This window comes from Atopobacter sp. AH10 (assembly GCF_003664595.1).
Classification (GTDB): domain Bacteria; phylum Bacillota; class Bacilli; order Lactobacillales; family Aerococcaceae; genus Atopobacter.
This window is the reverse complement of sequence record NZ_QXPZ01000001.1, coordinates 115,203-127,350: the sequence shown is the minus strand read 5'-3', so window position 1 is coordinate 127,350 and position 12,148 is coordinate 115,203. Positions and strand designations below refer to the sequence as shown.

The window sequence follows — 12,148 nt, the reverse complement described above, 5'->3', positions numbered from 1 at the left end:
TTTGTTGGTCAAGCGGCTGGATTTTTAATTGCCACTTGGCTGATTTTTAGTTTACCAAATACACTATCACAGATTTGGAGGAAATTCTGATGAACATTTTTAATAGGGATGACTTATTTTATAAGTATTATAAGCAATGGATTGCTGTCTATAAAGAAGGTGCGATACGAAATGTAACTATGAAAAAATACATTTTGACACAGGCGTGGCTAGTAAAATTAGCCCCTCATTTGAAAATAGCAGAACTTTCACGAATAAGCTATCAAAAACTTTTGAATGATTATGCTGAAACCCATGAAAGGCAGACGACAATGGATTTTCATCATCAGTTAAAAGGGGCTATTTTAGATGCTGTAGATGAAGGACTGATAGAAAGGGATCCTACTCGAAAAGCAATTGTAAAAGGAAAGAAACCCAGAGAAAAGAAGGCCAAATATCTCAACCAGTTTGAATTACACCAGCTACTATCAGATTTGAATTTAGGTCAAGAGATCAATTGGGATTGGTTTATCTTATTGGTAGCTAAAACTGGTATGAGATTTTCAGAAGCCTTAGCGGTTACGCCCAATGATTTTGACTTTTCTAAGCAAACGCTATCTATCAATAAAACTTGGGATTATAAAGGTGGGACTGGGTTTATGCCTACCAAAAACCAGTCGTCTGTTAGGAAAATACAAATAGATTGGCAACTGATTATTCAGTTTTCTACATTGGTGAAAAATTTTCCCAAAGATCAACCACTATTTATTTCTGGGGATGTTTATAATGCAACAGTGAACGATATTTTATCTAGGCATTGCAAAAATGTTGGCATACCAATTATATCTATGCATGGACTCAGGCATACGCACGCTTCGCTTCTTTTATTTGCAGGGGTATCAATAGCCAGTGTTGCCCAGAGATTGGGACAGTCTAGTATAACAACTTCTCAAAAATGATTACTGGACTTTCCTCACTTCATTGCTTAATTCCAAACTGTTTATCAGTATAGCCCAAAATAAAACTTTTCCCCGCGGTTAATACAGGTATTTCATTTTTATCGTCATACTCTGTACTTTCAACCATATAGGATTGTGGTTGCTCATATTTGAACACTTCCTCAACCTTAGGATGTTCCCAAGTAAGAGGATTCTAGACACAGTCATAATCCTAATCTTCGAAAAAATAAATCTGAAAATTCTAACGAAATTACGATATTGGTTATTTTCGTTGTTAAAATCATACGCAAAGGGTATAATGTAAATGCTTACGCTTTTATTGGAAAAGTTAGGATTAAATGTCGGTTAGTTATATAAACTGTGGCATATTCTTCTAGACAGTGATATGAAGAAAAAAGACTTAGAAGCAACGGCTGGGCTTAGTCATTATGCGATGAATAAGATGAGTAGAGATGAAAATGAGTCGACTGAAGTACTAGGAAAAGTTTGTTTAGAGTATAGTATTAACAGGCGGGATTTTTTTAGTATGATATAATTCATTTTGACAAGTTCTATTATTCTTTAGGTTCTGGGGTGAATATGTTTCAGCAGATAGTAGGGTTTTATATAATTTGTTTTGGAGTAAAACTCGTTCTGAAATATATATCAACTTGCTAACGTATATTGGATTTTGTACAAAATTATGGCTTTGACTGGATAGTATTGGATCTTAGATGGTAGCGTTTCGTTATTAAATTTCCATTGTTATTTAATGGGGTGGCAAGCATGTATACTTTAGATAAAATATTTTGGGCAAAAAAGCAGGATGATCATGGCAAACTCAAATGGCTCCCTTTGAGCCAACATCTTCAGGATACTTGGATGGTCGGCAATTTATTATGGGAACATTGGCTATCAGAAGGGCAAAAGAAAGCATTAAGCGAAAGTTTGGGTTCTTGTGAGGCTGATTTAGCTAAGAAAGTTTTTTTATTTTTGGCTGCGATTCATGATATTGGGAAGATCACGCCTGCTTTTCAACTAAAGAAAGGGTGGCAACAATCGGCTGATTTAGATGCTCAATTAATCGATCAGTTGGAATTTCATGGCTTTGAGGGATTACATCAGCTGATGCTAGCTTCACCTGAAAAAACGCCTCACGCATTGGCTGGTCAATATATTCTACATGCATTGGGTGTAAAGAGCGATATCGCCTCGATTATTGGCGGGCACCACGGAAAGCCTATCGATACGCTTAAACAATTAACGGATCAACCGGCTTATTTAAGCAATTATTTCCAAAATGAGAACCCAAACGATCCGATCCATCAAAAATGGCAAATATATCAAAATCAATATCTACAACGTGCCTTAGAAATCAATGGTTTTCGTCAGGTAGAGGATTTACCATCTATTTCGCAAGCGGGACAAGTATTATTATCTGGCCTAGTCATTATGGCGGATTGGATTGCCAGTAATGAGCTTTATTTTCCATTGAGTCCTTTGAATGAAGTGGAACATTTTGATCAAAAAGAACGTATAGAGAGGGCTTGGGCTACGTGGGCAGGGACATCCGCTCTTGAATTTAACCCCATATATTCGATTAAAGACATTTATGTAAATCGATTTGCTGATGATTCTCAGGAATTTAAGCCACGGGATTTTCAAAGTAAATTTGCTCAAGTGATCGGTGATTGTGAAGATCCTGGAATATTTATTCTGGAAGCTCCAATGGGCTTAGGTAAGACAGAAGCTGCTTTGATTGGTGCCGAGCAACTGGCATATAAAAAAGGAAAGAGCGGTTTGTTCTTTGCTTTACCTACTCAAGCCACCTCGAATGCTATCTTTCCCAGAATCGAGTCCTGGCTTGAACGATTGAGTCAAGACTATTGGTCCTCCATTTCGATTCAGTTAGTACATGGGAAGGCTGCCTTGAATGATCAGTTCACCAATTTGGCTCAGTCGACTAATGTAGGTGAAGATCCCATGGAGGGAGTTTGTGTCAACCAGTGGTTTAGAGGGAGAAAGACAGCTATCTTGGATGATTTTGTGATAGGGACCATTGATCAATTATTGATGCTAGCTCTCAAGCAAAAGCACTTGGCTTTGAGGCATTTAGGCTTTAGTAAAAAAGTCGTCGTGATTGATGAAGCGCACGCCAGTGATGCCTATATGAATCATTATTTGCTGATGGCTTTACGTTGGCTAGCGGCTTATCAAGTCCCTGTGATCATCTTATCCGCAACCTTACCCCAAAAAACGAGACATGAAATGATTAAAGTTTATATGAGAGGTCGCGGACTGAAGAAAAAAGAAATTGAAGCTGCGCTTAATTCATTGACAAAGAATGATTATCCATTAATCACTTATTCAGACGGCGATCAAGTCGATCAATTTAGTGATTTTTCAAGTAAGAACGGACGCTCGATTGATATCGTGCTCCTTAAGGAGGAGCAATTAGATCAACAAGTAGCGCAGTGGATGGAAGGAGAAGGAGTCATTGGGATTGTGGTAAATACCGTCAGGCGAGCCCAAGCCTTAACACGTCATTTTACTGAACTTTATGGCGAGGGGAATGTTCTTTTGCTACATTCGGCTTTTCTAGCGCCAGATCGGGTGCATAAAGAAAAAGAACTCCTGCAGATGATCGGGAAGCAGGCAAAGCGACCTAAGCGAAAGATCGTTATTGGGACCCAAGTCATTGAACAATCCTTAGATATTGATTTTGATGTGTTAGTCACTGATTTAGCGCCAATGGATCTTTTAATTCAGCGGATGGGACGATTGCATCGTCATGCTATCGACCGCCCTAGCCAACACTATTCTGCCAAGTGTTATATTTTAAATGTGAATTCTGCTTATGAATTTGAGCCAGGAGCAGAAGCCATCTATGGGAAATACCTCTTAATGAGGAGTCAGTATTATTTACCTGAAAGAATTCAGATACCAGATGATATTCCAAACTTGGTTCAAAATGCCTACTCAGATAGCCCGCTCGAATTAAATGAAGAACTAAATAGCGTGTACCAAGCGGCATTCCAAGAAGAAGAGCAGAAGCGCAAAAGTAAAGAAAAACGTGCGAGTACTTATTGTATTACTTATCCTGGCTGCAATAACTCTGCATCCAGTCAGATTGATTTAATTGGTTGGTTAAATAATGCGCACCCTAATCAAACGGAAGAGTATGGTTATGCGCAAGTACGTGATAGCGACGAAAGTATCGAAGTGATTGCAGTTCAAAAGTTCAAGGGAGGTTATGCTCTATTCGGTAAGCAAGAAGATTTATCGCTTAAGATTGATCATCCAAATGTTGCAAAACAGCTTGCCCAAAATACTATTCGCTTACCGGGAATCCTCTCACGTCATTATAATATAGATCAAGTGATCGAAGGCTTAGAAGACTACAATCAGGCACATTTAGCTATTTGGCAAAAGCAAGCCTGGTTGAAGGGGCAACTCGGGATTATTTTTGATGAAAAAGGGGTATTTGAATTTGAAGGATATCGCTTGAATTACTCGCGGCACGAAGGACTTTCAATTGAAAAGGAGGATGAGCATGGGGAGATTTAATTTAATTGAGGAAGCTTGGATCAAGGTCATCAATCTAAATGGTGACAATGAGATGGTTTCGATTCGGGATGTTTTTGCCAAAGCAAGTCAATACCAAGCATTAGCCGGTGACACCCGTACGCAAGATTTTGCTGTTTTAAGAATTTTACTTGCGATATTACAAACGGTGTTTATCCGCTATGATCTTGATGGTAATTTAAGGGAATTACCAGAAGATGATGAAGATCAAGAGGATTTAGATTCGTTTGATCAGTCAGTCATTGATGATTGGCGTGAGGTATGGAGAAAAGAGAGCTTTCCTAATATCTTGTTTGAGTATTTAGAGCACTGGCGCGATCGATTTTATTTATTTGATAAGGAATATCCCTTTATGCAGGTCACTAAAAAAGAAATTGACCCAGTAAAAATCAGTAAACCGACACCAAGTTCAATGGCAGCACGGAATTTTAATCGCCTTATTTCTGAAAGTGCAAATAAAATCGCTTTGTTTTCTCCTAAATGTGATGGTAAGGACCAAATAAACAAGGATATTTTAACGGAGTCGGATTTAGCACGTTGGTTAATCACTTTGCAGTCTTATATCGGACTTTCAGACAAAGTCATCTTTGGTAAGGAAAAATATAAAGCCTCTAAAGGGTGGTTATTTGACTTAGGAGGGATTTATTTTGAAGGAAAAAACCTTTTTCAAACACTTTGGTTGAATTGTATCCTTTTACATCCAGATCACACTTATCGTTATCAATCTCCTAAACCTTGCTGGGAGAGTGAACCGAGTGAGCTTATTGCCTCCTATCTAACCAATTTAAATCCTGATAATTTAGCAACATTATATACTGTTTGGTCCAGAGCGGTCTATGTAGATCCCGAAAGTCAATTAAACGAGCCTTTTTCTTGTCAAATTGTCAAATTGCCTGAATTAGAACATAAAGATCAATTCTTAGAACCGATGACTTTATGGCGATTCAATCGGCAAGGTCCTAATAAGGAGCATTTTACGCCAATTAAGCATGTAGCCAGTCAATCTTTATGGCGATCATTTGGATTAGTGGCATTGAGTTCTCAAGCTTTCGATGATCATCATCAGCCAGGCTTAATTACCTGGATTGACCAATTTGCTGATTTATTAGATCGTGACCTTATCACTTTGAATTCGGTGAGTATGCAAGATGATAATAATGCCACTTCTTGGGTTCCAACTGATGAAATCTGTGATCAGTTAAATGTCAATGCCTTTACGCTTATTGATTTGGGAGAAGGAAGATGGGTTGTCCGAATTAATGATGTGGTAGAAAAAACTAAAAAAGTTGTATCAGTTACCTATAAACATTTTTTAGATGACCTGCAAGAGATTCGAAATCAAAGTGGCAATAAATTCTCAGATAAGCAAGTGGATGCGCTCTATTACCAGATCGATGGACCTTTTAAAAAATGGTTGTTTAGTTTAGATAGTCAAGATAATAAAGATCAGAGGATTTTAGAATGGTATCATGTTTTATATCGCATCATTAAAGGCCAAGCTGATCAATTGGTTAAAAGAGCAGGCCCAAGAGATTACACTGGAATCGTTAGAGATAAAGAAGTGAAGAATATCGCGACCGTTTATAATCGTTTTATCTATTATTTGAAAAAAGAATTAAAGGAGGAAGGCATGAGTGGAAAAGAAAAATAATATCTATTCGGTAAGTAGTCAGATATTCTACCAATTAGATGGCTTGTTAAATCAATCCAGCGGTAAAGCCTACCTGGCTAAATTGAGGCAGTCGATTGGGAAACCCTTAAGTCAGTCTGTTGAGATCTGGCCTTTCATTTTTGATGTGCTACCAGAGGATGCTTTAGGTATATCAGAAAAGAATACGGATTATGAAGAAGCAGTTCTGACTGGATTACAAATGTATGCTTTATTTCAACAAGGAAAAGCTGATTCGGTCTTAGATAAAAATGAAACAGGAGATAAGCCTCGAAATTTTGGCGCAGCTTTGTCAGCTCTAAGACAAACTGAAGATACAAGTGCAGCTGATCGTCGCTTCAATGCCATGATTACATCCTCTACTTTTGACGAGTTTAAATATTATGTGCGTCAAATGATTCAACTATTGAAATCAAAGGCAAAAGATAGACAGATTAAAATCAATTTTCCGAAATTAACTGCCGATCTCTATTATTTTAAAAAGGGCTATCAAGAAAAAGTAAGATTAAATTGGTCAAAAGCCTATTACCGTTACAGAAAAATGAATGAAGGAGCTCAACAAAATGAAAAATAATTTATTCTTAGATATTCATGCCATTCAAACTTTACCCCCTTCGAATATTAACCGTGATGATACGGGTAGTCCTAAAACGGCTCAATACGGTGGCGTTCAAAGAGCAAGAGTTAGCTCACAAGCTTGGAAGAAAGCGATGAGAGATTATTTTAAAGCGAATGGTCAGTTGGAGAATGTTGGCCAAAGGACCTTGGAAATTGTGGCGTATGTAGCCGATAAGTTGCAAACTTTAGATTCTAATTTAGAACGCGACAAGGCCATGAAATTAGCTGAAAAATGTTTCAAAGACTTAAAAGTTTCATTAAAAGATCAACGTGCTGAAGCTCTATTTTTTATATCGGAGCAACAAGCAGAAAAATTAGCTACTGCGATCCATAACGGAGTGACGGATAAGAAAGAATTGAAGCAAATACTTAAAGATAATCCATCCATTGACATTGCCCTTTTTGGTCGAATGGTGGCTGGTAATCATTCATTAAATGAAGATGCTTCTTCTCAAGTGGCTCACGCTATTTCAACACATGCTGTTGCAACAGAGTTTGACTTCTATACGGCTGTGGATGATTTAAAAGGTGAAGGATCATCTGGAGCAGGCATGTTAGGGACGGTTGAATTTAATTCCTCGACCTTATATCGTTATGCGAATGTTGCTGTCCATGAGTTGGATCAACAGCTCAACAATAAGGTGGCGGTCGTTAATACGTTGAAGTTGTTCATTAAGGCCTTTGTGAATTCGCTCCCCACTGGTAAAGTCAATACTTTTGCCAACCAAACCATTCCGCACTCTATTTTAATTTCTTTAAGAAAGGATCGCCCTTTGAGTTTAGTTTCTGCCTTTGAAAAGCCGATTAACTCGACGAATGGTTATGTGGAACAATCACTAAAAGCATTAATTAATGAATTAAAACGGTCTGAAAAAATTTTACCAAGCGCTAGCTTGAATCTTTTATTGGACTTAGATGATTGTCATTTGAAAGAGGATCAATTTGAAGAAACAGAAAATCTAGAGGAGATGTTAGTCCAAGTTGCCGATTTTGTCACGAACTACTTAGACGAAGCGGGTGAGTAGTTTGAAAACCATTGTGCTTAAATTTTCTGGACCTCTCCAATCCTGGGGAACTACGGCTCACTTTGAGACTCGTCACACAGACTTTTATCCATCCAAGAGTGCTATTATCGGTCTACTAGCAGCTAGTTTAGGCTATCGTAGAGAGGAAACAGATAAGATCGTTCAATTAAATGAGCTTTCCTTTGGCGTTCGGATTGACCAAAAAGGCGAATTATTAAAGGATTATCATACAGCTCGTAAGTATAAAGCGGACGGCGCTTTTGAAAGAACTTATGTGACTGAACGCTATTATCTGCAAGATGCTGTCTTTTTAGTGGCCTTATCAAGTGCAGAAGATCAATTGATTGATCAGATTTCGTATGCTCTAGCTAATCCTTATTTTCAACCCTTTATGGGCAGAAGATCTTTACCTCTTCCGATGGATTTTATAGTAGGAATCTATGACAGTGGCTTAATTGAAATCCTTCAAAAACTCCCCTGGCAGGCAGCTAAGTGGTATCAAAAGAAGCACTCGGCCTTGTTGGATGCGTTTGTGGATGCTGATCTAGTGCAAGATAAACAAGCTCAATTGAGAAAAGATCGGGTTCTATCCTTTAATCAAAAGAATCGTCAATTTGCTTATCGTAAAGAAGCACAATTTTATATTGATTTGAGAAGTGCCAACGAGCAAACCGCTCATGATCCTTTTGCATACTTATAGGAGGGTTGAAATGTATCTTTCACGTGTAGTTATTGATAAAAACAACCGTAAAAAAATTAAAGATTTAACCCATGTAGGAGCTTACCATGCTTGGGTAGAGGACAGCTTCCCAGAGGAATGTGACTTAGAAGAGCGCACTCGTAAATTGTGGCGCATCGATTACTTAAATGATAATGCCTATTTATTGTTAGTCAGCCCAAATCAGCCATCCTTAGAATTATTAGAAAAGTATGGTGTTGAAAATTCAGCTGAAAGTAAAGAGTATGGCACTTTTCTAGCAGGACTACATAATGGCATGAAATTAAACTTTCGTGTTACACTTAATCCTGTTATCTCTAAATCTATTCCTAATTCCCATCAAAGAGGAAGAGTCTTACCCCATATCTCCCTTGATCATCAAAGAAAATTCTTGCTCGATCGATCCAAAGTAAACGGGTTTGACTTGCAAGAGGAAGCATTCACGATCGTTGAAAGGGGCTATGCTTTGTTTAAAAAGAAGGGGCAAAAGGACTTGCGCCTGGTTAAGGCGACTTATGAAGGGACTTTAACCGTTATTGATGAGCAACGTTTTAGAGAAATGCTGATCAAGGGATTAGGCAAGAAGAAGGCCTATGGTTTTGGCTTAATGACAGTCATTCCTTATCGATAATTATGACTGATAAATTTGGCGCTAAAAAAGCAGAATTAACTGAACTACCTAGAATAGAGGATCGAGTTAGCTTTATTTATATTGAAAGAGCTAAAATAAATCGGCAAGATAGTGCCGTGATTGTGATCGATAAGCGTGGAACGATTAAAATTCCTTGCGCTATGATAGGCGCATTGATTCTAGGCCCTGGAACAGAAATCACTCATCGTGCAGTTGAACTCATTGGTGACACAGGGACTACGATTATTTGGGCAGGAGAACGGGGAGTTCGCTTTTATGCGAACGGACGTCCTTTAGCTCACACCACTGCTTTACTTGAAAAGCAAGCCCGTTTGTTTTCCAATAATCGGTCCCGCTTGCATGTTGCAAGGTTGATGTATCAAATGCGCTTTCCAAATGAGGATGTCTCTGAATTGACCATGCAGCAACTCAGAGGTAGGGAAGGGGCTAGGGTACGGCGCATCTATCGGCATTTCTCTAAAAAATATGGTGTTCCTTGGAAGAGGCGTGAATATAATCCGGAAGATTTTAATGATAGTGATATTGTGAATCAATCACTCTCAGCTGCCAATGTGTCATTATATGGGTTGGCTCATAGCATTATTTGTGCTCTGGGCTTAAGCCCTGGTTTAGGCTTTGTACATACGGGTCATGACAAGTCCTTTGTCTATGATATTACGGACTTATATAAGGCAGAAGTGTGTATTCCATTAGCCTTTGAGATAGCGAGTCAATATTCTAAAGACGACGATATTGGCAGTTTGACACGTCAGAAAATGCGAGACCTCTTTGTCGACGGTAAGCTTTTGAAACGCATGGTGAAGGATCTTCAGTACCTGTTAGGAATTGAAGAGTCGGATACAGTGCAAGCAGATGTCATGTCATTATGGGATGATAAAGATCATCTTGTAAAATTCGGTGTGAATTATGACGAGGTGAATGATTAATGCCTTTCACAGTGATTGCGTTAAGTAAAGTACCACCTTCTTTGAGAGGAGATCTTTCAAAATGGATGCAAGAGATTTCTACAGGAGTCTTTATTGGAAATTTTAATAGTCGTATTCGGGTGTATTTGTGGAAAAGAGTAGTGGATAATCTAGAAAATGGTGAGGCTACGATTGCCTATGCTTATCGTAACGAATTAGGGTATTCTTTTGAATGCCACAATACAGAGCAGAGAATGATTGATTTAGATGGACTGCCGATTGTTCTTTTTCCGAAATATCAAGAAGCACTGCTTGAAGAACAGAAATCGCATTTTTCAAATGCGGCCAAATTCCATCAGGCTCGCAAATTTCAAAAGCCTAAAGCAAAGCATTTAGATCATCAAAAAGGCTATATCATCTTAGATATCGAGACAACAGGATTAAATGAATTGAATTCTGAAATTATTGAGATTGCGGCGCTTAAAGTTGAAACAGATAAGACCAGTACTTTGACCTATCTGATTGAGGGGAAAGTAGTACCGGATGAAATCAAAAAATTAACGGGTATCTCGACTGAGATGTTACAAGCGGAAGGGCGGGATGAAAAAGAGGTACTGACTCAGTTGGCAAATTTTATCGATGACAAAGTGATTGTTGGTTATAATGTTAATTTTGATCTACGGTTTATTAATCATTATCTGAACAATTATCAATTAAATCCGGTTACTAATAAATTGATTGATTTAAAAGTCATAGTTAAGAAGGAAAGGCCGTTACTTTTAAATTATAAGTTGGAAACTGCTTTGGCTGAATTTGGGATCAGCGATAAAGTGTCGCATCGGGCGTTAGAAGATGTTAAATTAATGTATGCTTTAATTGGCAAACTAAATAAATTTGAGCAAGTCTTAAATAGAAAATAGCATCAGAATAGGGATCTTTTAGTCTTTTACCCGCACACGCGGGGGTGATCCTATGGGGATCCAGACGGTGCAGGCCGTGACTTGCTTTTACCCGCACACGCGGGGGTGATCCCATGTTCAAATGGGGCTATGCTGAAAACATTCCCTTTTACCCGCACACGCGGGGGTGATCCCTCTATTATCCACTGATTGCCTTGTCGGACAGACTTTTACCCGCACACGCGGGGGTGATCCTCTTTAAGATTGGCACTATCAAGTTGACCGTTTCTTTTACCCGCACACGCGGGGGTGATCCTGAATATGAAGTTAATGGGTTAGCTTTGTCGCCCTTTTACCCGCACACGCGGGGGTGATCCCAGATGAATGCTATAAAAATGTGTTGAAATCTGCTTTTACCCGCACACGCGGGGGTGATCCTATATCCAACGTTAAGAAATCCCGACCCAAAACCTTTTACCCGCACACGCGGGGGTGATCCCGTAGAAACGGCGGTCGCTACTGTTCGAACAAACTTTTACCCGCACACGCGGGGGTGATCCTTGCTACCGCGTTTGATTTAGCAGCGATCCATGCTTTTACCCGCACACGCGGGGGTGATCCTATGGTACTAAAGTACCTGACCTGAGCAAGTCACTTTTACCCGCACACGCGGGGGTGATCCTCGGATCATCAGAGACGCTTTAAGGCTTAACCACTTTTACCCGCACACGCGGGGGTGATCCTGAAACGGCTAGTTTTGTTTGCGACAAAAAAGGCTTTTACCCGCACACGCGGGGGTGATCCCCACCCTTTCAACTTTTGTCTATGTCATTTCTGCTTTTACCCGCACACGCGGGGGTGATCCCACATTGAGCGTACACGGTGCAAAAGTGCGTGGCTTTTACCCGCACACGCGGGGGTGATCCCTGATGGAATTTGTACAACACTCACCACCATGCCTTTTACCCGCACACGCGGGGGTGATCCTTGGTGCGCCAAGGCAGTTGATGCTTTGGCGGACTTTTACCCGCACACGCGGGGGTGATCCTTGGTGCGCCAAGGCAGTTGATGCTTTGGCGGACTTTTACCCGCACACGCGGGGGTGATCCTGTGAACTACATTGATGCAGATGCTTACGCTGACTTTTACCCGCACACGCG

General features: G+C 39.6%; 10 protein-coding genes and 1 CRISPR repeat array (1 of these 11 running past the window's edge). All 10 genes read left to right on the top strand.

Annotated elements, in window-relative coordinates; translation table 11 throughout:
- The first annotated feature begins 89 nt into the window (after positions 1–89).
- The 10 genes from D3H64_RS00530 (at position 90) to cas2e (ending at position 11,009) form a co-directional block, all read left to right on the top strand.
- The gene (locus tag D3H64_RS00530; protein ID WP_121563780.1) at positions 90–938 is read left to right on the top strand and encodes a site-specific integrase; all 849 of its coding nucleotides are present in this window, start codon (positions 90–92) and stop codon (positions 936–938) included.
- A 358-nt stretch (positions 939–1,296) separates the two neighbouring features.
- Positions 1,297–1,473, top strand: coding sequence for a helix-turn-helix domain-containing protein (locus D3H64_RS00520; protein WP_370448423.1), 177 nt, complete (start codon positions 1,297–1,299; stop codon positions 1,471–1,473).
- A gap of 230 nt (positions 1,474–1,703) precedes the next feature.
- Entirely contained in the window at positions 1,704–4,484 is a 2,781-nt protein-coding gene (gene cas3 / locus D3H64_RS00515) for a CRISPR-associated helicase Cas3' (RefSeq protein WP_121563776.1), read from the top strand.
- Entirely contained in the window at positions 4,471–6,153 is a 1,683-nt protein-coding gene (gene casA, locus D3H64_RS00510; protein ID WP_121563774.1) for a type I-E CRISPR-associated protein Cse1/CasA, read from the top strand. Before cas3 ends, casA begins: the two co-directional genes overlap by 14 nt.
- Positions 6,137–6,745: a type I-E CRISPR-associated protein Cse2/CasB gene (gene casB / locus D3H64_RS00505; RefSeq protein WP_121563772.1), complete on the top strand. Its 609-nt coding sequence runs from the start codon at positions 6,137–6,139 to the stop codon at positions 6,743–6,745. Before casA ends, casB begins: the two co-directional genes overlap by 17 nt.
- Positions 6,735–7,814, top strand: a complete 1,080-nt coding sequence (gene cas7e, locus D3H64_RS00500; protein ID WP_121563770.1) for a type I-E CRISPR-associated protein Cas7/Cse4/CasC — start codon at positions 6,735–6,737, stop codon at positions 7,812–7,814. Before casB ends, cas7e begins: the two co-directional genes overlap by 11 nt.
- 1 nt (position 7,815) lies before the next feature.
- Positions 7,816–8,514 (top strand): type I-E CRISPR-associated protein Cas5/CasD, encoded by a 699-nt coding sequence (gene cas5e, locus D3H64_RS00495; RefSeq protein WP_121563768.1) that lies wholly within the window; start codon positions 7,816–7,818, stop codon positions 8,512–8,514.
- Positions 8,515–8,524: 10 nt separating this feature from the next.
- A complete protein-coding gene (cas6e, locus tag D3H64_RS00490) occupies positions 8,525–9,163 on the top strand; it encodes a type I-E CRISPR-associated protein Cas6/Cse3/CasE (protein ID WP_121563766.1) in 639 nt (212 codons plus the stop codon).
- A gap of 2 nt (positions 9,164–9,165) precedes the next feature.
- Positions 9,166–10,110 (top strand): type I-E CRISPR-associated endonuclease Cas1e, encoded by a 945-nt coding sequence (gene cas1e / locus D3H64_RS00485; RefSeq protein WP_121563764.1) that lies wholly within the window; start codon positions 9,166–9,168, stop codon positions 10,108–10,110.
- Positions 10,110–11,009, top strand: a complete 900-nt coding sequence (gene cas2e, locus D3H64_RS00480; RefSeq protein ID WP_121563762.1) for a type I-E CRISPR-associated endoribonuclease Cas2e — start codon at positions 10,110–10,112, stop codon at positions 11,007–11,009. The genes cas1e and cas2e overlap by 1 nt, the downstream gene beginning before the upstream one ends.
- A 23-nt stretch (positions 11,010–11,032) precedes the next feature.
- A CRISPR array of direct repeats spans positions 11,033–12,148; the repeat unit is 28 nt; unit sequence CTTTTACCCGCACACGCGGGGGTGATCC (it continues 254 nt past the right edge of the window).